At 28.6% G+C, this 20,433-nt stretch carries 24 protein-coding genes and 2 tRNA genes; 17 read left to right on the top strand and 9 right to left on the bottom strand.

Annotated features, from left to right (window positions below; genetic code table 11):
* Nucleotides 1-15: 15 nt before the first annotated feature.
* Nucleotides 16-873, bottom strand: coding sequence for a chemotaxis protein CheR (locus tag OY14_02035; GenBank protein ID AJA90233.1), 858 nt, complete (start codon nt 871-873; stop codon nt 16-18).
* A 255-nt stretch (nt 874-1,128) separates the two neighbouring features.
* Here OY14_02035 and OY14_02030 point away from each other — a divergent pair, with 255 nt between their 5' ends.
* Nucleotides 1,129-1,746, top strand: a complete 618-nt coding sequence (locus OY14_02030) for a membrane protein (GenBank protein AJA90232.1) — start codon at nt 1,129-1,131, stop codon at nt 1,744-1,746.
* Here OY14_02030 and OY14_02025 read toward each other — a convergent pair.
* The 3 genes from OY14_02025 to OY14_02015 are packed head-to-tail and all read right to left on the bottom strand — an operon-like array spanning nt 1,734 to nt 4,020.
* Nucleotides 1,734-2,513, bottom strand: coding sequence for a membrane protein (locus OY14_02025; protein ID AJA90231.1), 780 nt, complete (start codon nt 2,511-2,513; stop codon nt 1,734-1,736). The two genes, OY14_02030 and OY14_02025, sit on opposite strands and share 13 nt — an antisense overlap.
* Nucleotides 2,510-3,391, bottom strand: coding sequence for an endonuclease (locus tag OY14_02020; protein ID AJA90230.1), 882 nt, complete (start codon nt 3,389-3,391; stop codon nt 2,510-2,512). The genes OY14_02025 and OY14_02020 overlap by 4 nt, the downstream gene beginning before the upstream one ends.
* A 2-nt stretch (nt 3,392-3,393) precedes the next feature.
* A complete protein-coding gene (locus tag OY14_02015) occupies nt 3,394-4,020 on the bottom strand; it encodes a hypothetical protein (protein AJA90229.1) in 627 nt (208 codons plus the stop codon).
* A gap of 1,047 nt (nt 4,021-5,067) precedes the next feature.
* Here OY14_02015 and OY14_02010 point away from each other — a divergent pair.
* Nucleotides 5,068-6,072: a PTS system fructose-like transporter subunit EIIC gene (locus OY14_02010; protein AJA90638.1), complete on the top strand. Its 1,005-nt coding sequence runs from the start codon at nt 5,068-5,070 to the stop codon at nt 6,070-6,072.
* Complete coding sequence (locus OY14_02005) at nt 6,069-7,190, top strand: mannose-6-phosphate isomerase (protein ID AJA90228.1); 1,122 nt, start codon at nt 6,069-6,071, stop codon at nt 7,188-7,190. Before OY14_02010 ends, OY14_02005 begins: the two co-directional genes overlap by 4 nt.
* A 48-nt stretch (nt 7,191-7,238) precedes the next feature.
* Here OY14_02005 and OY14_02000 read toward each other — a convergent pair whose 3' ends face one another.
* From OY14_02000 to OY14_01990, 3 genes are read right to left on the bottom strand one after another with little or no spacing between them, the layout of a single operon-like run.
* Nucleotides 7,239-7,850 carry a hypothetical protein gene (locus tag OY14_02000; protein ID AJA90227.1) on the bottom strand — a complete coding sequence of 204 codons (612 nt, stop codon included), beginning with the start codon at nt 7,848-7,850 and terminating at the stop codon, nt 7,239-7,241.
* 10 nt (nt 7,851-7,860) lie between these two features.
* The gene (locus tag OY14_01995) at nt 7,861-8,472 is read right to left on the bottom strand and encodes a hypothetical protein (GenBank protein AJA90226.1); all 612 of its coding nucleotides are present in this window, start codon (nt 8,470-8,472) and stop codon (nt 7,861-7,863) included.
* Entirely contained in the window at nt 8,469-8,873 is a 405-nt protein-coding gene (locus tag OY14_01990; GenBank protein ID AJA90225.1) for a hypothetical protein, read from the bottom strand. The genes OY14_01995 and OY14_01990 overlap by 4 nt, the downstream gene beginning before the upstream one ends.
* 187 nt (nt 8,874-9,060) lie before the next feature.
* Here OY14_01990 and OY14_01985 point away from each other — a divergent pair, with 187 nt between their 5' ends.
* Nucleotides 9,061-9,738, top strand: coding sequence for a hypothetical protein (locus OY14_01985; protein ID AJA90224.1), 678 nt, complete (start codon nt 9,061-9,063; stop codon nt 9,736-9,738).
* Between the two features lie 52 nt (nt 9,739-9,790).
* Nucleotides 9,791-11,257 carry a proline--tRNA ligase gene (locus OY14_01980; protein ID AJA90223.1) on the top strand — a complete coding sequence of 489 codons (1,467 nt, stop codon included), beginning with the start codon at nt 9,791-9,793 and terminating at the stop codon, nt 11,255-11,257.
* A 23-nt stretch (nt 11,258-11,280) separates the two neighbouring features.
* Here the strand turns inward: OY14_01980 and OY14_01975 are convergent, their stop codons facing one another.
* Complete coding sequence (locus OY14_01975; protein AJA90222.1) at nt 11,281-12,471, bottom strand: glutamate transporter; 1,191 nt, start codon at nt 12,469-12,471, stop codon at nt 11,281-11,283.
* A gap of 102 nt (nt 12,472-12,573) precedes the next feature.
* Between OY14_01975 and OY14_01970 the strand changes: the two genes are divergently transcribed.
* Complete coding sequence (locus OY14_01970) at nt 12,574-14,127, top strand: hypothetical protein (GenBank protein ID AJA90221.1); 1,554 nt, start codon at nt 12,574-12,576, stop codon at nt 14,125-14,127.
* Between the two features lie 14 nt (nt 14,128-14,141).
* Here the strand turns inward: OY14_01970 and OY14_01965 are convergent, their stop codons facing one another.
* Nucleotides 14,142-14,801, bottom strand: coding sequence for an ankyrin (locus OY14_01965; protein AJA90220.1), 660 nt, complete (start codon nt 14,799-14,801; stop codon nt 14,142-14,144).
* Between the two features lie 412 nt (nt 14,802-15,213).
* Between OY14_01965 and OY14_01960 the strand changes: the two genes are divergently transcribed.
* From OY14_01960 to rplL, 11 genes are all read left to right on the top strand, one after another.
* Entirely contained in the window at nt 15,214-16,245 is a 1,032-nt protein-coding gene (locus OY14_01960) for a lipoprotein (GenBank protein AJA90219.1), read from the top strand.
* 13 nt (nt 16,246-16,258) lie between these two features.
* Nucleotides 16,259-17,107, top strand: coding sequence for a membrane protein (locus OY14_01955; protein AJA90218.1), 849 nt, complete (start codon nt 16,259-16,261; stop codon nt 17,105-17,107).
* A 74-nt stretch (nt 17,108-17,181) separates the two neighbouring features.
* Nucleotides 17,182-17,254 (top strand) — tRNA-Thr (locus OY14_01950).
* 28 nt (nt 17,255-17,282) lie between these two features.
* A complete protein-coding gene (locus OY14_01945) occupies nt 17,283-17,462 on the top strand; it encodes a 50S ribosomal protein L33 (GenBank protein ID AJA90217.1) in 180 nt (59 codons plus the stop codon).
* 8 nt (nt 17,463-17,470) lie between these two features.
* A tRNA-Trp gene (locus OY14_01940) sits at nt 17,471-17,543 on the top strand.
* A gap of 25 nt (nt 17,544-17,568) precedes the next feature.
* On the top strand, nt 17,569-17,739 hold the full coding sequence (locus tag OY14_01935) for a preprotein translocase subunit SecE (GenBank protein AJA90216.1): 171 nt from the start codon (nt 17,569-17,571) through the stop codon (nt 17,737-17,739).
* A gap of 23 nt (nt 17,740-17,762) precedes the next feature.
* The gene (locus OY14_01930) at nt 17,763-18,317 is read left to right on the top strand and encodes an antitermination protein NusG (GenBank protein ID AJA90215.1); all 555 of its coding nucleotides are present in this window, start codon (nt 17,763-17,765) and stop codon (nt 18,315-18,317) included.
* Between the two features lie 50 nt (nt 18,318-18,367).
* The gene (locus tag OY14_01925; GenBank protein ID AJA90214.1) at nt 18,368-18,799 is read left to right on the top strand and encodes a 50S ribosomal protein L11; all 432 of its coding nucleotides are present in this window, start codon (nt 18,368-18,370) and stop codon (nt 18,797-18,799) included.
* A complete protein-coding gene (locus OY14_01920; GenBank protein ID AJA90213.1) occupies nt 18,799-19,479 on the top strand; it encodes a 50S ribosomal protein L1 in 681 nt (226 codons plus the stop codon). Before OY14_01925 ends, OY14_01920 begins: the two co-directional genes overlap by 1 nt.
* 4 nt (nt 19,480-19,483) lie before the next feature.
* Nucleotides 19,484-19,972: a 50S ribosomal protein L10 gene (locus OY14_01915; protein AJA90212.1), complete on the top strand. Its 489-nt coding sequence runs from the start codon at nt 19,484-19,486 to the stop codon at nt 19,970-19,972.
* 69 nt (nt 19,973-20,041) lie between these two features.
* Nucleotides 20,042-20,419 carry a 50S ribosomal protein L7/L12 gene (gene rplL, locus OY14_01910; GenBank protein AJA90211.1) on the top strand — a complete coding sequence of 126 codons (378 nt, stop codon included), beginning with the start codon at nt 20,042-20,044 and terminating at the stop codon, nt 20,417-20,419.
* Nucleotides 20,420-20,433 lie beyond the last annotated feature (14 nt).

Here is a 20,433-nt window from a genome sequence, read left to right as displayed (position 1 = left end):
TGAATTTTTGTTAAATTATAACTTATGTTTATTTTGGAATTTAAATTTTTCTTTTGGATAGCCAGTATCTTTTTTTTCATATATTATTGCCCAGGGAGTTTTTAAAAATTTAAAAGGAAGATTAAGTCCAAAAAGAGATTCTGAGTGCCCTATAAATAAATAGCTGTTTTTAGACATGTTATTGTAAAATTTTTTAAGTACTTTGATTTTTGATTTTTCATCAAAGTATATTAATACATTTCTACAAAAAATAACATCAATTTGTGAAAAATTGCTTTCAAAGTTTAGATTATGATAATCAAATCTTATGTGATTTTTAATTTCATTTTTAATTTTATATCCATTTGAATGCGAATATATATAGTGTCGATATTCTTTAGGAATATTTTCACATTTGTTTGAGGAGTAATACCCTTCTTTTGCTATCATTAAAGATTTTAAGCTTAAATCAGAAGCAATAATAACAAAATCTATTCCTTTTGGAAGCTTTGATTTAAGTACGAATGCCAATGAATAAGGCTCTTCTCCTGTTGAGCATCCTGCAGACCATATAATAATCCTATTGTTTTCTTCTTTGTTTTTAATATTAATTAAATTAGGAATTACAAATTTTTCAAAAGTTTGAAAATGCAGTGAATTTCTGAAAAATCTTGTTAAATTAGTTGTTACTAAATCCAAGAAATATTCTTTTTTTAATTTATCGCCAATTATTAGATTGTAAAGTTGCGATGGAGTTTCAAGATCAAGTTCCCGTATTGCGTCGTTAATTCTGCTTTGAAGAATAAATTTATTTTTTTCATCAAAGCGCATTCCGCTATTGTTATATATAAAGTTGCAAAATTTTAAAAACAGTTTATTTTCAATTTCTAGCATTTTTAGGAACCCGCTTAATTATTCTCTTTATAAATAAGTATTGCCTATTTATAATAAATTTCTAGGTAAGAATATTTTTTTTGAAAAAAATTGTAAAATCAATATAAGTAATTCTATTATAAGATATGGGTTTTCAAAAAGGCTTTTATGTTTTTTAATTTAGTTTTGTTAGTGATGCAATAAATAGGAAAGTTTAATGGATACTATAAAAATAAACTGGGATCTATTTAATATCGTGTTAAAGAAGATTGAATGATGTTTGATGAGGTTAAAAGAATAATTCTTAGAGAGGATATCAAGTATGAAATTTTTAGAAAATTTTTTCATATTTTTAGCTTAATAGTTTTAGTTTTTTATGGAATAAATTTTTGGATAGGGATTGTTTCTAATTTACTTTTTATGATTTTATATTTAAGTTCTGAAATTTTTAGGATTACCGAAAAAAAATTACTTTTTTTTAAAAATATTTCAGATATAATATTAAGATCAAGGAAAATATTGCCTAATAAAGTATCTTTTTCGCCTGTTTATTTGTTTTTAGGCATATTGGTATCATATTGCTTTGCTATGGAGCCTTTTAATTATATTGGGATATTCTCAGTATGTCTTGGCGATGGATTTGCAAGCCTTGCTGGTAAGCTAGTTCCTTCTTTTAAGCTTGTCAATAATAAAACGATTTCTGGCAGCTTTGTTGTATTTTTCGTTACTTTTTTTTCATATTATTATTTTTTTCCCTATTTAACGCCAGCTTTAATTTTAGGAATTTTAGCAGCATTAGTAGAGCTTTTTGATGCAAATTATGACAATTTATTTTTACCACTTGTTGTTTCAGCTTCGTCGTATTTTTTGACATTTATTTTTTATAACCAGTGAAAGAAAATTTTTCTTGATTTTTTTAAGTAGATTGGTATTCCTATTGAGATTGGTAGAAAGGAGTAGGGTATTTTAAGTAAATTTAAGTAAATTCCGCTTACTATTAAAATCATTGAAATAAAAAGGAAAAAATAGTCAAAATTTTTTTTCCTTAAAAAGGCTACTAGGAAGTTTGTTGAAATAAGCAACAAGAATGCGTTTATATAAAATTTTGTACTTTCGATTTTAAGAATGCTGTAGTCTTGGCTATTTTCGTATGAATTAATAGGCATTGTATAACTATATATGCAGGCAAAGGTCAAAATAATGTAAATTGTATAATGTATCGATTTAATTTTGAAGTCACATATATATAAGCTTAAAAAAAATAAGTTTAATAATGAAAAAGCATTAATAAAAAGGATAAATTTTGTAAATAAGTAATAATTTGAATTTAGATTATTTTTTAAAAAAAAATCTTCAGAGATCAAAATAGGTTCTAATGTATACGAACTAATAAAGCAATAAAAAAGTATAAATTGTATATTATTGGTTCTTTTATAGTTAATATATGCCCATAGTGAGCCTAAGATTCCAATAACAAAGATGACAAACTTATTAATCAATAGTATAAAATTATTATTGTAAATTTCTAGAAAATAATTTTGATAATTTTCATTATATTTTATTTTATAAGAAAAAATCAGTATAACTAGCATTGCTAAAATAAAAATTATAAAGAGAAAAAGATTAATAGAAATGTTTAATTTTGTAAATATTGATTTCATTTAAACTTCCAAGAATGTGTGTTTTGTATTTTTTTAATATTTTTTTTAATTTTTGAATCAAGTTTTTCAAAAAAATCTATTTTTGTTTTTTTTTCAATTGAATCGACATTAACGATGTAATTTTTTAAATCTAAGTCTTTTGCTTTTTCATTTGGGATAATAAAAGAGATTATATCATAAAAATTATTATTGTTAATTGCTAACACTATTTTATAAAAATTTTTAGGTACCAAAATTTTGTTTTTTCCAATAAATCCTTTATTCTCTGTTAAAATTCCAGCGCTAATAATATATATATATCCTTTTAAGATTGCCCATTCTCTTACTAATTTTTCAAGTTTTAGCCAAATTCCAGAATTAAATTCGCTTTTTTGAGGTGACATATTTGATAAGAAATATGTATCTTTCATTGCATTCTCAGAAAAAGACATGTCAGCAGAATTTACTATATGACCCCTATCGTAACCACTTTTAAAGTAATCTTTAAGTTTTGGGGAAATTCCTTTGATATTTGTATCTTCAAAGAATTTAGGACTCCTTTTAATTTTTTTTGATTTTAGCAAGGTTAATGCTAGTTCTACCATTTCTCTTTTAAGAGGATAAGCAGCCCATTCGGATTGTCTTGCGCTTTCAGCGTACCCTAAAGTATAGTGTTTTTTACTTATTATTTGGGTGGTAAGATATCCTTTTGGTATTAACTGGGATTCTTTTATTGGAATAGATTTTGTAATGTTAATGTATTTATTTTCTATTATTTCTAAATAATTATAAATTTTGTGTTTAATTTGTTTTAGTGCTTTTGGATTTAAGGAAAAAAATAAAAATCCTGTTAAACATAAAATATAGCAATAAAGAAAAAATTTTGAGTTTTTTTTCATATTTATTTCTCTTTTTCGACCTTAAAATTATATCTAATAGTAAAGTTAAAAGAAATGTTAAATGTATCTAAAAATAAGAAATCAATTTTAAAGTCTAATCCCATTAAAGGGATTAACTTTTTTGTAGAAAGTTCAATAAATATATAAGGCTCTAGTATATAAGGCAACTTTTCATAAAATTGAATGTCTCCTATAAGGTTTGTAGATAAGTAAAAACGACTACCTATGCCAATGGTAGAGGAAAAATATTTTGTTTTTTTAATTAGGTTTGCAATGTGCCAGTTTATTCCTCCTCCAATGTAAGATGTAAAGTATTGCATTTTTTTAGAAATATTATTAAGATTTTCCTTTATTAGTATCATAGCAATGATTAGAAAATCAAAATTATTACTAGAGAATGTATAGTAAGGTCTAAAAATAAGATGTTTGGTATTTGAATTTAGGAAAAATCCAATTCCAGTTCCAATTCCTGTTGAGTAGGTGAAACCTCTTTCTGAGCTAAAGAAATTGGACCTTTGTTCGGATTGATTGTTTTTTTTATTAGTATTATCTTCTTCGTTTGCAAGTGCATTTAAAGTATAAATGGCTAGCAAAGCTAAGGAAATATAAATATTTGGAGTTTTTTTCATAAGCAGATTATTTAAAATAATATAAAAATAGTTTTGTCTTTTCAATAATTATAATATGTATTCAAGTTGAATTTTGATTTTTAGTATAAAAATATTTTTATACTAAGTGGCTGGATTATGCTATTTTATTGTATATTATACAATATGTTTAATTGCTAGGAGACTGCATTTATGTTTTTTAATTTTTTGAAAAAAGATCTTGTATTTATTTTGCCCGAAGTAAATTCAAAAGAAGATGTAATTGATTTTTTAGTTGAAAAAGTCAATGGTAAGGGGTATATAGACAGTAAAAGTGAGTTTCTTAAAGGAATTCTTGATAGAGAGAAACTAGGCGACACTTCTTGGGAAAATGGAGTTGCAATTCCTCATTTTATAGGAGATGTTGTTAAGACCAGTTTTATTTCATTGCTTTACATAAAAGGAGCTGGAGTTAAGTGGTCTGAAGAAAATCCTCCTGTTAATTTAATATTTTTAATTTGTATGTCAAAAAAGCAGCAAGGCAATGATCATCTCAAGTCGATTGCGTTTATAGCTAAACTTTTTGAAGATGATGCTTTTCAAAATGCTTTAAATGGGATTGTTACTGCTGATGACATTTATTATTATATAGAAAATGTTGAAAGAAATTCTAAAGAAGAGATTTTTGGAGCTACAAAGTCAGAAAAAATAGTGGCCGTAACTGCTTGTCCTGTTGGAGTTGCTCATACATACATTGCAGCAAAGAAAATTGAGGGTGAGGCTAAAAAGCAAGGTTACGACATTAAGGTCGAAACTCAAGGGTCTATTGGTATTGAAAATGCCTTAACAGAAGAAGAAATTAGGAATGCGGCTATTGTAATACTTGCTGTTGATAAGGATGTTGATGAAAAGAGATTTGAGGGGAAAAGGGTTTATAAGGTTTCAACTGTAAAGGCGATAAACAATACAGAAAATATTATTAAAGAGGCATTTAATGCTCCAGTATTTTTTTGCAATCAAGATTCTAGTGTTAGTAGTAGCTCTAAAAGTTCTACTGCAACAGGCAAAGCCAGTTTTTATAAATATTTAATGAGTGGAGTATCTCCAATGATCCCTGTTGTTGCAAGTGGGGGAATTTTAATTGCTCTTAGTATTGCTTTTGTTGGGATTGGGCCTGATGGTCCTAATTTTTCTGATCATCCGTTTTATAAACAAATTGCAGACATTGGTTCTGTTGCCTTTGGAATGATGCTGCCCGTACTTGCTGGTTTTATTTCGATGGCAATTGCTGATAAACCTGGTCTTGCTCCCGGTCTTGTTGGTGGAGTAATATCTGGGAATGTAAAAGCAGGTTTTTTGGGTGCAATATTTGCGGGGTTTCTTGCAGGTTATGTCGCAAAGTTTTTGGCAAAGAGATCTGTTCCTGAGTGGTTAAGGCCTGTAATGCCTATATTTGTAATTCCACTAATAAGCACTATTATTGTTGGCTTTTTTATGTTATATGTTGGTGTTTATATTGGAGAATTTATGGGGGTACTTGAGAGTGGACTTAAATCCCTACAGAGTAATTCAGAAACGTTTGGTGTGTTGGGTAAAATTTTCTTAGGCTTAGTACTAGGCTCAATGATAACTATTGATATGGGGGGGCCTTTTAATAAGGTAGCATTTCTTTTTGGTGTAGGACTAATCCCTCAAGTACCAGAAATAATGGGAATGGTGGCAGCAGCAATTCCTGTTCCCCCTATGGCTATGGGTCTTGCTACTTTTTTGGCACCTAAGTTGTTTGAGAATGAAGAGAAAGAATCGGGCAAAATAGCCTTTTTAATTTCATTTATTGGTATTAGTGAGGGAGCTATACCTTTTGCTGCTAGTGATCCTGGAAGAGTAATTCCTTCGGTAGTGGTAGGAGGAGCTGTATCAAGCATTATTGCAGCTTTTTTAGGTGTTGCTAATCATGCTCCCCATGGAGGACCAATAGTGCTTCCTGTTGTTGATAATAAATTTGAGTTTATTATTGCAATTGTTGTTGGAGTTGCAGTTGCAACAGCTTTGGTAATTTTTTTGAAATCTTTAAAATTAAAGGAATCTGAATGAATAAAGATAATATTTTTTTAATGAAAAATGATATTAAAGAATATGATTGGGGAGGGATTAGTTTTATTCCTCACCTTTTAGGTGATAAGATTGATGGGAAACCTAAGGCTGAAATGTGGCTTGGAGCGCACAAGACATTCTCTAGTAAGATTTTATATGAGGATAAATATGTGCTTTTAAGTGATTTTTTGGAAGCTCATAAAGAGCTTTTAGGATGTGATGCTGAATTTCCTTTTTTATTTAAGGTGTTGTCTGCAAATAAGCCTTTGTCTATTCAAATACATCCTTCTAAAGACATTGCTTTGAAAGGGTACGAATCAGAAAATAATAATGGGGTAGATATTAATGATCCTAAAAGGATATATAAAGATAAAAACCCCAAAATTGAACTTGTTTATGCCTTGAGTGATTTTTATGCTCTTAAGGGCTTTTTGCCTTTGGAGGAGATTAGAAAAATTTGTGATATTTTGAAATTAAATTTCGACTTTAAATCACACAAAGACTTTGTAAAGACTATTTTTGCCTTTCAAAGGCATGAACTTGAGGAGATTATTGTAAAAATTTTAAAAAATTTGGAGCTTATTGATAATCTTAGAAGCTATTGGTTTAATGAAATTTACAATATTTATGGTATAGATGTTGGCCTTTTAGTATTTTTGGGCATGAATATCTTAAAGCTAAAATCAGGAGAAGTTGTTTATACAAATAGTCAAGAGGTTCATGCATATCTTAGAGGGGACTGTATTGAACTTATGACTAATTCTGACAATGTTATTAGGGCTGGTCTTACTACTAAGTATATTGATAAAGAGGAGATGTTGAGAGTTGGTCAATTCGAGGAGGGGAAATTTTCATTTTTAAATCCTGATTTTCAAAATGGTTTTAGTGTATTTAGACTTCCAAATACTAATTTGAAATTAATTCAAAAAAAAATAAATGAGAGCATTTGTATCAGGAGAAATAGTGCAATGATATTGTTAGTTTTAGATGGCTGTGTAAATATAAATAAATCCTTAGATCTTAAGAGAGGTGAGAGTGTTTTTATAGGCAAAAAAGCTGAAAATTTGCTTGTCAATGGGGATGGTCAAGCTTTTATTGCTGGTTTTGATTGCAATTAAGCTTGCTTTATGTAAGCTTAATTTTAAATTGCCAATTTAATTATTTGTCTAATTAAATGCAAATTTTATGAATCCGAATCCAAAAAAATTGAATTTAATTCCTTCAAATAAAATGCTTGGCTTTGTCAACAGTATTGTTGGTCCTAGTGCAGGGTAAATTTTGAATCCTATGGATAAGTTTTTTGCGAAGTTGTATTCCATTACAAAAGGTATTCTTACAACAGCGCCTATTCTCTCATAGTTAACCTCTTCGTCTTCATCAGGAGGTATAAGGGATGCTTTTGTCCAATCTGCACCTACTCCAATACCCCCACCGATTCTCATGTATTGTCCAATTTGCTTTTTAAAAATAATATCTATTCCGCCGTTTAGATAATTTTCAAAATTGTTAGACTTAAGACCAATAAAGCCTCCGTACCCAAAATCAATATTGACATAAGGAATTGTAATTATAATATTTGCAATAGGATTTCCTATACCAATGCCCATTGAAAATAAGTCATAACTTTTTTTTTCTTTTATGCCTTTAAGTTTTGCGATACAAGTGGTTGAATCTTCTTCTTTATTGCATCTGACCATGTAATTGTCAGATGCAAAAGAAAGGTGAATTACACCTAATATTAATGTTAAAATATACATTTTTTTAAAATTTTTTATCATTTATTCTCCATTATATATATATTTTTATAAAGCCTGTGCCTAAAAAATTAAATCTAGCTCCTTCAAATGACATTGGGCTGCTAAATAGTAGAGTTGTTCCAATAGTAGCAACAGCTTTAAACCCAATCACAATATTTTTAAGAAAGCTGTATTCTATCACCAATGGTAGCCTTATCACAACTCCTATTCTATTTTGAAGAGAATTTGCTTGTTGAATTTCACTTTCTTCTTCATCGTCAGCTTTTTCACCCGACTTTTCAGGACTTCCTTTTGACCAATCTGCACCTATTCCAATGCCACCTGAAATCATGGTGTTTTTATGTATTTCATCTTTAAATAAGAGATCTATTCCCACAATAACATATGACATGAAGTTGTTAGGTTTAAGCCCTATGAATCCTCCGTATCCAACGTCTATGTCTACGTATGGAACAGATATTGTAATGTTTGTAAGAGGATATCCAACCCCAAAGCCTATGCCAAATAAACGACGCACAGACTCTTCTTTTGCAAGAAGTTTCTCAAAGTCAAAATCATCTTCGGCCATAGCTTTGCTTTTCGATTGGGCAGTTAATAAGCCTGTTGTTAATATAAGTATTATTGTTGCTAATAGCATTCTCATTGAAATTCTCCTTTTTTATATCCAACTTTAGATATTGTCTTTAAAATATTTTTAATAAAGCGTGAGAAATTAAAAACATCAATATTTTTTTGTTTATTTTGATAGCAAAACTTTATTGTTAAATTTTTTATTGCTTTGTTTATCAAAAAATTTTTAATTACAATCACGGGTACTATTATACTACTTGACTTGATATTGCTGTTAATCTTGTTGTTTATTTGCATAAGATCTTCTGCAAGATATTTTTGCCTTGAGTTTTTGATTTTTAAAAAAAGTATAAATTGATGAATTTGCATTAAATAAGTTTTAGTGTAAGGACTTGTTTTAAAGCACTTGCAATAAAACTTTATTTGCCTAAAGCTTTTTAAAGCTAATTTTAAATTATTGACCAGTTCGTTCAAAAATTTATCCCAAAAATTTGAATATTAAATTTTTAATCTATAAACAAATAATATATCAAAGTTTTGAATTTGAAATACTGTTTGATATTATTTTAATGTAAGGCTAATTCAAATATAAATAAAAGGCTAATTCAAATATAAATAAGTTTAGTATATAATTTGCTGTTATTAAACTTGTAAAAAGCTTATGGTTAAACTGTATATCGTTTTTTTTTATTTTTTTTATTTTTTATTAGGGTTTTCAGAAAATGTTTTTTTTAAAAATTTAGGATTCTCTAATAATGATCAACATTTTATGTTTGGCGAGTATGGGTTTGAAAATAGATGTTATTATTCTGCTGTATACTTTGTTGATACTATTAAAAATAATTTTGCGGATTCTGGAATGCATTCTAGAATTTTTAAAGAGTACATTGAGTATTCAGACAGTTATGATAAAAGTCTTTATGAGCTTTTAAAGATAATCAACTTTAAAGTTAAAGAATTTAAAATAAATCATTTAAGAAGAGGAAGAGAAATTTATTTTTATGTTAATAGTGGAATCTCAGAAACAGATTTTTTAAATTTTATTGATTTTAAAACAGGAAATGAATATCAAATTTTTATAAATAAGGATATTAACTCTCAAGAACTTTCTTCTTCTTTTAATATTTTTTTATCTGTTAGATACTGTAATTCAACTTTAGCAAAACATTTGACTGTTGGAAGAGGAAATTATTATAGAAAAAATGTTATTGATTACAAAATAAGGGAAATTGTTTTATTCCCAAATGAAGATGGGATTGTTTTTGTTTTGGAAAAAACTATGCTAAATTCTTCTGGGAATAAATACAAGCGCTTTATGGTTGAAGTTAAAAAATATTGATAATGATTATTGATAGTTTTGAAGAAGTATAATATTTTATTAAGGATGATGTATGAGTGATTTTATAACATCAAAAGAAGATGATTATTCTAAATGGTATTTAGACATAGTTCAAAAAGCAAAACTTGCTGATTACAGTCCTGTAAAAGGATGCATGGTGATTATGCCTTATGGATATTCTATTTGGAGCAAAATCCAAAGCATACTTGATGAAAAATTTAAAGAGACAGGACATGAAAATGCCTATTTTCCTATGCTTATTCCTTATGGGTTTTTAGAAAAAGAAAAGGATCATATTGATGGATTTTCACCAGAATTTGCTATTATTAAGGATGCTGGTGGAGAGAGCTTAGTAGAGCCTTTGGTTTTAAGGCCCACTTCTGAGACAATTATTTGGAACATGTATAGTAAGTGGATCAAGTCATACAGGGATCTTCCTATTAAAATTAATCAATGGGCAAATGTTATTCGTTGGGAAAAAAGAACAAGACCTTTTTTGCGTACTACGGAATTTTTATGGCAAGAAGGACATACTGCCCATGCTACTGAGGAGGAGGCATTAGAAGAAACTCTACTTATTTTAAATGTATATAAAAGATTTATAGAAGATTATTTAGCTATTCCAGTTTTTTGTGGTAAAAAATCCGAAAAGGAAAAATTTGCAGGGGCTGTTTCTACTTATTCAATTGAGACATTGATGCAAGATAAAAAAGCCCTTCAAGCTGCGACATCTCATTATTTGGGGTTGAATTTTGCAAAGGCATTTGATGTAAAATTTCAAGACAAAGATGGTGAGATGAAGTATGTATTTGCTAGTAGCTGGGGTGTTTCTACTAGATTGATTGGCGCTTTGATTATGGTTCATTCTGATGAGAAAGGTTTAATTTTGCCGCCTCGTGTTGCTCCAATAGAAATTATTGTTCTTCCCATTTTTAAAAAAGAAGATGAAATTAATAAAAAAATTTTGGATTATTCTAACTGCATTGTGCATACTTTAAAAAAAGCACAATTTAGAGTTGAGATTGATAAGGATATTAGAACTTCTCCAGGATTTAGATTTTCATCTGCTGAGTTTAAAGGCATTCCAATACGTCTTGAAGTAGGAATAAATGATGTTCTTTTAAATTCTGTTACTATTGCAAGAAGAGACAAAGATAGGAAGTTTAAGTATCAAATGTCACTTGATTTTCTTGTCAACAATATTAGGAGAGAACTCGATTCGATGCAAAAAGATTTATTTAAAAGAGCATTAAATTTTAGAACCCTAAATACTAAAGAGATTTTTAGAAGCGGAAAAGATAGTTATGAGTTGTTCAAAGCTCATGTGAATAATTATTCTGGATTTGTGCTTTCTTGTTGGTGCGGTGACTTGAATTGTGAAAATATTATTAAGAATGAAACTAAAGCCACAATAAGGTGTATTCCTGATGATTTTAAAACTAAAGATTTAACAGGCATGACTTGTATTTATTGCTCTTCTAAAGCCAAATATTTTGTTTTGTTTGCCAAATCTTATTGATTTGTTTAGCTTTAATTATTTTTTTATTGTTCTTTTAATTCTTTAAAGTTTATTATATGAATGATTGCAATATTAAAAGCGAAGTCTATCATTAAAGCTAATGAGGTTAATATTGGTAGCATTGGCGTGATATTAGAAACATTTAGTTCTATTCCTTTTGTATAAGTAGAGCAAAGCATTGTGATTACATAAATCAAGCTATTTGGTATATGAGGAAATGCAAAGACAAAGAAAAATGATAAAATGCTCATGTAGCTTATTTCATATATTGAAATAGGTAAGCTGGAGTATGATTTCAAAATTATAAAGAATGATATTACTGAAATAAAAATAGTCCCAAATTTAGAAACAAAATTTATTAAAGGTATATTAATAATTATAGATTTTTTTATGTTTATTCTTTCATTTTTAATATTTTCTATTAATATGGCATAAGGGGAATAAGAGTCTTTTGTTAATCCTGAAAATATTATGTTTTGAAATGATGCAAAGATTCCTTTATATACCATACCAAAGCTTTTTGTTAATCTATAGCTAATTGTTGGTAATATTACGAATAAAATGATAATTGTCCATACCAAAAAGAATGTTATGCTATTTGTATAATTTTGATAATCCTTAAAGCTTTTCAAGTTTGTGGTGTAATCTGCTGCTATAAAAATAATTCCTACATTTAGTATATTTACAATAAATCCATTTGTATGGTAAAAAAGATTAGATGCGCTTAGCATTAGCTCTCTAGCTATTCTGCCTTTTTGTTTTGCATAATAAAAACTGATGCCTATTATTATTGAAATCATATAGATGCTTAGTAGATTTGGATTGCTAGACGTAAATATTTTGAAAATATTTTTTGGGAAAAATGTTTCTAATAAAGCCTCTTTTTCAAAAAAATATGTGTTTTGTATGTTTTTTTCTAGTATTGGAATTCTTTGTGGGAGATATATTATTGCAGCTGTTATTGATACAGCAACTCCAGACAAGTTAATCAAAATCCCATAATAAATGGTTTTATTAAAGAGGTTTTTAAAGTTTTTATTTTCAATGATATTTTCAATTCCTAATGGAATTGAAAATATCAAAAAAGGAACAAGAGATAGGTATGACAATCTGATAAAAGCATGGGATAAAGAACTATAAATTCCAAGAGGGAAAAACAATCCCAAAAAGATTCCGATGGGCAGAGTGAAAAAAAAATTGATTTTTACGTTCATATGGCTTCTCCTTTCAGAGATTTAAAGATACTGTATATAATAAATAGTACTAAATTTTTTTGTAAATATAAACTTTAGAGTTACAATTGTACATGTGCTGTTGTGTTGCTTTTGGGTGTTTTTGGGGGTTGTTTGTATAAATATCCTGATTATGTAGATACAGATTTAGATTCAAGATTGCCTAATATTTTGACTTTAGAGGAGCATGATAAGCAATTTTTCACTAAAGATTTTTATAAGAATCTTATTTCAAGTAATAAGGAAATTGGTCTTAAGCTTCATAAAGTTTTAGTAGATTATTTAAATCCTCAGTCAGAAGAGGTTGATAGGGTTTTAAGGTATAATCAAGTAATTAGCATTTATTGGTCTTTTCTCAGATCGATTGCAAAAAACATTTCAACATTAACAATGGAGCAGAAAATTTTATTTAGATTTGCTGCTCTTATTCCAAATGCACTTGGGTCTGAAATTCAGTTATTAATTTCAAAAACTATTTGGGACAATCATTATAATGAGTCTTTTATTTATTTTGATGAATGGCTTTATGGTGTTAATAGTTTTAAGCTTAGTAGATTGGCAACTGATTCGCCGATGGATAGTCTTAAAGAAGAAGATATGAAAAAAATTTTACTTAATAAGAAAGAAAAACTTTTAGCAAATATTGATTTTGCAAAAAGCAGTCTTAAGAGAACCGGTAAGATTAGGGAAGAGGCTCTTTGTAAGTTAAGAAGTATGTTTGAATTTTTATTTTCAAATGATAGTCATAATGATTTAATCTATATGCCTGAATATGGAGTACAAAGTCCTTATTCTAATTCGATTCTCAAGCCTTTAAATTTTGCTGGTGATTATGTTGATGACCTTATTAAGTCGAATCGAGATATTAATGTTTTTATCAATAAGATCGAAGATGCTAACAGAGAGCTTTTTGAAATTCAAAATAAAATGAATAATATTGGGATGTCTGTTGAATCGACTATTGCACATGATGAGGTTGAGGTTATCAGAAGTGCTAATAAGCTTGCAATAGGGCCAAGGGGCAATCATTTTCCTATTCTTTTAAGAAACAATGTGATTGCTAATCCTCAATTTTTTGGAAGCAGAGAAAGAATTATGCAGCTTGTTTGGGAAATTGAAGATATTCAGCCTAGGCTTTTTCAAAGAACTTATAGAGGGGATTTGCTTAGGGTTGTTCCTTATTTTATATTAATACCTTCTTATGGTGATAGAGGAATTTGTTGGGAATCAATTGATGTTAAGAATAGAGCAAATGGTAGGGGTAAAATATTAATACCTATGTATGCTAAAGATTTAAGAAAAGCTGTTATTTTAGGTATTGGTGATTTTGTTTGGGAACTTGCGAAAGAGCAAGCTTCTTTCAGGTGGATGGAAACAGGAATTACAGGTCAATATTACGATTATTATGTTAAATTTATTAAAAAAGGAAACGTTAAAAATTTTTTTCTAGAAGATTATTTTCTTTGGATAGATAAAGAAAGCAAAGGAATTCAAAAGCTTGAGAAATTAGTGCGTGGTGTAATGTGGAGAAATCTACCCTTTTCTAAAAATTTAAAAGAAATGCTTGCTAAAAAATCTTTTATATATAAGGATCTTATTGATAAAGATAAAAATATTCAAGTATCTGATGGGTATTAAATTTATTTTGTGTTCTATTTTGTTAGAATCCTAGTTATTTCTTTGTTTTTAAGTGTTTTAAGTTCTTTTATGTATTTGTCATCAATGTAGATTTTTTTCTTTGCTAGAGACTTAATTAATTTTATATTTTCTGTTTCTATTGCGGCTTGCATTGGTGTTTTTCTATTTTCAAGTGTAGAACTTAAGTCAGCTCCGCTTTCTTTTAAAAATTCAAATGCTTTTTCGTTATTAGTATATATTGCCCAAAATATTGGAGAATGACCGGTTTCGTCTATTTGATTAAGGTTAATCCCATAATCTACCAATATTTTTATTATTTCAAATTCATTATTTATTATTGAAATTGAAATTGGAGATATTTTATATTTAAAGTTTATTTCTGCTCCAAGATTTAGCGCAATTAAAACGCCTTTTTTATTGTTTAAAAATGCAGATGTTATAAAAAGAGCATTTTTAATTTTTCCTAGATTTTGTAAGGTTTTTTTGTCATTTATGTTTATTGAATTTATAAAGTTATTTAAAGTGTCTTTATTGCTTTGATATTCCTTGCTATTGAAAGTGTATAAATTTTTTTGCAATTCTTTTACTATTGAATCGATTGTATCGGTCTTGGTTGAATTTAAATTTGCTATTATTTGCAATAGCAGTAAAAGTATAATGAGTTCTTTTCTCATTTTTTGTGAGCTTTACGTTCCTTTAATAAAAAGTATTTAATTGTATTTAATTTTAGATGATTGTTTTTTAATAAGTAAAATTTATACCTATTATAGGTTATTATAAGACTGTTTTTCAATGTTTTTATAGTTATTATAGTCAATCATAAAGCAATTTTTACCTATTCTTTAATATTGTATATCTTTATAGTAAATTCCCAATTTAATATTTAACTCTATTGTTGTGAATTTTTGTGTAGATAGATATTTGAGTATTATTGTAAATTATGTATTGTTTTATTTTTTTAATGTTTTATTTGATTGGTATTAATAAAAAAGGTGTTAGGCTAAGCTAATATTGATAAAATTTCAATAATTTTTTCAATTAAGGTGTATATTTTATTATGTATAATTTATATTGTAAAATAATGGCATGAACCTATTGTTTGGAATTGCTAATTTTTTTTTGATTTTACTTTTATTTGTTTCTTGCAAACAAAAACAAAGTGAGATTCAAAATCTTACCTATCTTTTAAAATCTTCTAATAAAAATGGATTAGATAGGTTTCTCATTATTGATAGGGTGGTTAATATATATATTGCAAATAAAAATCATGAAGATGCCTTAAAAATTGTAAATAGTGGGATTATTAATGATGAGTCTAGAGAGTATTATCCTTTGTATCTTTATTTAATGGGTAATATTTATTGTTCTATGGGAGAAGATTTTGTAGCTTTTAGTATTTACAAGAATATTGTTGACAATTTTGGTGATTATGTTTATGAAAATTACTCAGTGAAAACAAGGGTGGCAAAAAAGATTATTAATTTAAATATTGATTCAATCGATAAGATTGATTATTACAAATTTATATTAAATAAAGAAATTGATAACTTGAATAATGAGGAAAAGGGTAATTATTTTTATAACCTAGCATTGGGCTTAGAAGATATTCAAGATTATGATGAATCTTATTTTTACTATAAAAAATTTCTTTCAATTCCAAGATCATATTTGAAAATAGATTCCAGGGATTATTTTAATGTTGTTACAAAGATTAATTACTTTAATAATCCAGATTTTGTTGTTTATAGAAATTTAGGAGATTTAATCCAAGATGTTAAAAATTTTGTTCTTTCTGGAAATACTACCAAGTTGCTTAATATAAGAGATAAGAATAATTTTTTTATTCAAAGCTGGGATCAAAAGGGTGGAAAAAGTAATTCCATTAATACTAATAGTTTTTTGACTACGATGATTAGACTAGGGGGTAGAAGAAAAAACGGAATACAATTTGCAAACCATCTTGAAGCGGATTCTAGTGATGATATATCTTATCTTGAATCAAGTGGTTGGGATCATATTCGAGAATGGTATTTTGTTTTTAAAAGAATTGCTTATCCGAAAGATCCAGAAATTAATAATGGTTGGACTTGGATAGGTGTATATTTAGGCAAAAAATAGTGTGGAGGAAATAGTGAATTTTCTTAAATTGCTTTTTAGGTGTTTATTTCTGCTTTATTCTAATGTTTCTGTAATAACAGATGAAATTGCTGAGACAAGTGTGCATAGAATAATTGATTGGGATAGGAAAGTTATTTGCTTTGATATTATTAAGGAAATAAATGAGAATGAATTTAGACCAGTAGGCTTGAATACAGCATCTAAATTAATAGCAACCATTAATGATTTTAAAGATACTTTAATACGAGAGTCTCTTTTTAAGATAATTATGGATTCTGAGAATACTTTTAAGAATTATTTTGACTTGAATCCCAGCTTAATACTTAATTTTTCAGGTCCCAATAGCATTTTGAAAAGATCTTATATAAAATATTCAGAAGATTTAAGAAGCCTAACTGTTAGATATGAGCTTAGTCTTTTTCCCGATTTTATAAATTTATTTTTTTCACATGAAGAGCCCTATAAAACTTTTTATCCGTTAGTAAATTCTGATGTTGACAAAACTGATTATACAGGAATTGTTATTTATGTAGGTGAAGTCTATAGCAATGCTTTTGGCTCTAAAAAATTAGAAGATTCTTTTTTTATAAAAATTTATGATGAAAATATTAGGCCATATTTTGATAAGAGGATGGTTTCTCCAGAAGCTTTAAGAAAATGGGGCATGCTTGAGTATAGTAATGATCTTCTTTATAATAATAAAAATAGGGTTGGATATCGTCCTTTAAAATTAGTTGCTAAGAATATTTATGGCAAAAACAACACAGACATTATACTTGATGAGTATTCTATTAATAAGTTGTTTTCAAATAGTAACAATATTAAACTTTTGCAAGACGGAAAACTTGTTGTAATAAAGTGAGAAAATGTAAACTTGGTACTTGTTTTTTTCTAAACAATCAACTAATATAGTAAAGAGTTCTATAAGGAATTAATGCCCTTATAGCTCAGTTGGTAGAGCACCACCATGGTAAGGTGGGGGTCGTCGGTTCAAGTCCGATTGAGGGCTTTATGTTGGTATTTAGGAGTTTTGTTGTATGGGTAAAAAGAAGGGAAAAGGAGCTGTTGAGCTTATATCTTTGATTTGCGAAGAAACAGGAATTAGGAATTATACCACTACTAAGAATAGACGTAATAAGCAAGAAAAGTTAGAGTTGATGAAATATTGTCCAAAGTTACGAAAGCATACTCTTCATAAAGAAGGAAAAATAAAATAATAAATAATAGGTCAGTAGTTCCAACGGTAGAACGACAGTCTCCAAAACTGTATGTTGGGGGTTCGAATCCCTCCTGACCTGTTGTTAGAATTAAAGTGAGGCTTAAGTGTTTAGGTTTATCAAAGAGAGTATCTTAGAGCTTAAGAAGATAACATGGCCTAAGTATAATGAGGTGGTTGGCAATGGAAAGCAAGTTTTTTGGTTGGTATTTTTTGTTTCAATCTTCTTGGGTGTAGTTGATTACCTTATGTTTCTTGTTGTAACTTATGTATTTTAGTTTTATTGTAAGAAGGGTAATTTATGTCTAGAGCTTGGTATGTAGTTCAAACCTATTCTCAATATGAGAAAAAGATAGAGCAAGACATAAGGCTTTTAATAAGTGAAGGTGTTTTTGGTAGCGTAGTCTTAGATGTTAAGGCTCCTATTGAAAAAGTAGAAGAGATAAGAAATGGCAAGAAAAGAATAAGAGAGAGGAAAATTTGGCCAGGTTATATTCTTATTGAGTTAGATCTTCCAGAAGTAGGCTGGAAAGATGTTGTTGCTAATATTATTAAAGTTCAAGGTGTTATTAGTTTTGTTGGGGCCAGTAAGGGGCAAAGACCTTTACCTATTAATGATGAAGAAGTAAAAAGTGTTTTTATGCTTACTGGTGAGATTAAAGCAAATAAGTCTATTTTTATGCTTTATGATTTTGAAGAAGGAGAAAGGGTTAGAATTAAAGGTGGACCTTTTGATTCTTTTGAAGGACTTATTAGTTCTATTGATTATGAAAGAAAGAAATTAAAAGTTGCAGTTCAAATTTTTGGAAGGTCAACGCCTGTTGAAGTTGATTTCCAACATATAGAAAAAATTTAAATTTGATGCTAATGGGAGCTTTAAAAGCGTTATTACCATAAGGAGACAATATGGCCAAAAAAAAAGCAATTTCTTGGATTAAATTGCAGGTTCCAGCTGCTCAAGCAGCTCCTGGAGCTAAAATAGGACAAGCTCTTGGACCTCATGGAGTTAGTGGTCCTCAGTTTGTAAAAGAATTTAATGAGAGAACCTCAAAGATGGATCCCGGTATTGTGGTTCCTGTTATTATTACTGTTTATAGCGACAAAAGTTTTTCTTTTATTGTAAAGACCCCGCCCGCTTCGGTTTTAATTAAAAAAGCTATTGGGATAGAGTCAGGATCTAAAAAATCCAATACTGATAAAGTTGGAACTATATCAAAAGAAAAATTGATGGAGATAGCAAAAATTAAAATGCCTGATTTAAATGCAAAATCAGAATCAGCAGCGTTTAAAATTATTGCTGGAAGTGCACGTTCAATGGGTGTTGAGGTAGAGAAATAATGTCAAAAAAGGGTAAAAAATATATTGAAGCTTTTTCCAAAGTAGATAAAAACAGATTTTATAGCATTGAAGATGCAATTTCATTGTTGAAGGAAATTAAATTTGTTAAATTTGATGAAACTATAGATATATCTATTAATCTTAATTTAAAGAAAAATCATACTGTTAGAGATACTGTAGTTTTGCCAAATCAGTTTATGAAGCCAAAAAGAATACTTGTTTTTGCAAAAGGTGACCGTGCAGATGAAGCTAGAACCTTTGGTGCAACTTATGTTGGAGATGATGACCTTATAAATAAAATTAAAAGTGGTTGGGATGAATTTGACATTGTTGTTGCGACTCCTGATATGATGAAGGATGTTGGAAGACTTGGTCCTATTTTAGGGAAAAGAGGCTTAATGCCCAATCCAAAGACTCAAACAGTCACAAATAATCTTAAGGATGCGATCAATAGTCTTAAAAAAGGTCGTACAGAATTTAGAGCAAATAAAAATGGTGTGATAAGCTTTTCTTTTGGTAAATCTTCTATGGACAATGACAAGATAAAAGAAAATTATGAGGAATTTATCAAGGAAGTTGTCAAAAAAAGACCAAGTGACTTAAAGGGAGCTTTTATAGATAGTGTTTATATTTCATCTACTATGGGGCCTTCTATAAAAGTTGATTTTGTTTGGAGGTGACATTATGAGCGCAAAGGTAAATTCTAAAAAGTTAGAAATGTTTGATTTGTTGAAATCATTTATAGATAGTAAGGAAAATCTTTTTTTCTTGGATTATAGAGGCTTGAGTGTGGCTCAGTTAACAGATCTTAGGAATAAAATAGAAAGCGAACACGGAGCCTTAAAAGTTGTTAAAAACAATATAATGAAGAGAGTTTTAAAAGAAAAAAATATTGATGTTGTTGATTCTTGCTTGGTTGGTCCTACAGTTGTTGTTGCAGCGTTAGAAGAGGCTAATGTAATAGCGAAAATTTTTTATGATTTTGTTAAAAGTAGTACTTTAAAAGTTAAGGGAGGTTTTGTTTCAGGAGAGTTTTATGATGAGGCTAAAGTTCAAGCTTATAGCAAGCTTCCTACCAAAAAAGAGGCTATTTCTTTGTTTGCTAGTGTGTTAAAAGCGCCAGTTTCTAAGCTTGCAAGAACATTGAAAGCTTTGGCCGATGTTAAAAATTAATATAACAGTGTTAGTCTTAATTTTTTAAGTGCATGCTATCACTGTAAAATGAATATATAAGGAGTTAATATGGCACTAAATAAAGAAGATATTTTAACCTGGCTTGAGGGTGCAAAAACCATAGAAGTTGTTGATCTTGTGACAGCTATTGAGGAAAAATTTGGAGTAACTGCTGCTGCTGTTGCTGCGGTTGGGGTAGGTGCTGTTTCAGCAGGTTCAGCTGATTCTGAAGAACAAACCGAATTTGATGTAATTCTTATGTCTTTTGGTGATAGCAAAATAAATGTTATAAAAGAGGTTAGAGCTATTACAGGGCTTGGTCTGGGTGAAGCTAAGACTTTAGTTGAATCTGCTCCTAAAGCTATTAAAGAAGGCCTTTCTAAGTCAGATGCTGAAGAATTGAAAAAGAAACTTGAGGCAGTTGGCGCAAAAGTTGAAGTTAAATAAAAGATTAAAAATAT

Origin of the sequence: Borreliella chilensis, assembly GCA_000808095.1 — a bacterium.
In the GTDB taxonomy this organism is placed as follows: domain Bacteria; phylum Spirochaetota; class Spirochaetia; order Borreliales; family Borreliaceae; genus Borreliella; species Borreliella chilensis.
Note: the sequence above shows the minus strand (reverse complement) of the source record. Positions and strands in the feature narration are given on the sequence as shown.

Bases quoted from the DNA above. Each gene is read 5' to 3' on its own strand.
- OY14_01980 (AJA90223.1), top strand. From the start codon at position 9,791: ATGAGTGATTTTATAACATCAAAAGAAGATGATTATTCTAAATGGTAT.
- OY14_01930 (AJA90215.1), top strand. From the start codon at position 17,763: ATGTCTAGAGCTTGGTATGTAGTTCAAACCTATTCTCAATATGAGAAA.
- OY14_01925 (AJA90214.1), top strand. From the start codon at position 18,368: ATGGCCAAAAAAAAAGCAATTTCTTGGATTAAATTGCAGGTTCCAGCT.
- rplL (AJA90211.1), top strand. From the start codon at position 20,042: ATGGCACTAAATAAAGAAGATATTTTAACCTGGCTTGAGGGTGCAAAA.
- OY14_01975 (AJA90222.1), bottom strand. From the start codon at position 12,471: ATGAACGTAAAAATCAATTTTTTTTTCACTCTGCCCATCGGAATCTTT.
- OY14_02025 (AJA90231.1), bottom strand. From the start codon at position 2,513: ATGAAATCAATATTTACAAAATTAAACATTTCTATTAATCTTTTTCTC.
- OY14_01920 (AJA90213.1), top strand. From the start codon at position 18,799: ATGTCAAAAAAGGGTAAAAAATATATTGAAGCTTTTTCCAAAGTAGAT.
- OY14_01915 (AJA90212.1), top strand. From the start codon at position 19,484: ATGAGCGCAAAGGTAAATTCTAAAAAGTTAGAAATGTTTGATTTGTTG.
- OY14_02030 (AJA90232.1), top strand. From the start codon at position 1,129: ATGTTTGATGAGGTTAAAAGAATAATTCTTAGAGAGGATATCAAGTAT.
- OY14_01965 (AJA90220.1), bottom strand. From the start codon at position 14,801: ATGAGAAAAGAACTCATTATACTTTTACTGCTATTGCAAATAATAGCA.
- OY14_02020 (AJA90230.1), bottom strand. From the start codon at position 3,391: ATGAAAAAAAACTCAAAATTTTTTCTTTATTGCTATATTTTATGTTTA.
- OY14_02010 (AJA90638.1), top strand. From the start codon at position 5,068: ATGAGTGGAGTATCTCCAATGATCCCTGTTGTTGCAAGTGGGGGAATT.
- OY14_02035 (AJA90233.1), bottom strand. From the start codon at position 873: ATGCTAGAAATTGAAAATAAACTGTTTTTAAAATTTTGCAACTTTATA.
- OY14_02000 (AJA90227.1), bottom strand. From the start codon at position 7,850: ATGATAAAAAATTTTAAAAAAATGTATATTTTAACATTAATATTAGGT.
- OY14_01960 (AJA90219.1), top strand. From the start codon at position 15,214: ATGAACCTATTGTTTGGAATTGCTAATTTTTTTTTGATTTTACTTTTA.
- OY14_02015 (AJA90229.1), bottom strand. From the start codon at position 4,020: ATGAAAAAAACTCCAAATATTTATATTTCCTTAGCTTTGCTAGCCATT.
- OY14_01995 (AJA90226.1), bottom strand. From the start codon at position 8,472: ATGAGAATGCTATTAGCAACAATAATACTTATATTAACAACAGGCTTA.
- OY14_01945 (AJA90217.1), top strand. From the start codon at position 17,283: ATGGGTAAAAAGAAGGGAAAAGGAGCTGTTGAGCTTATATCTTTGATT.
- OY14_02005 (AJA90228.1), top strand. From the start codon at position 6,069: ATGAATAAAGATAATATTTTTTTAATGAAAAATGATATTAAAGAATAT.
- OY14_01985 (AJA90224.1), top strand. From the start codon at position 9,061: ATGGTTAAACTGTATATCGTTTTTTTTTATTTTTTTTATTTTTTATTA.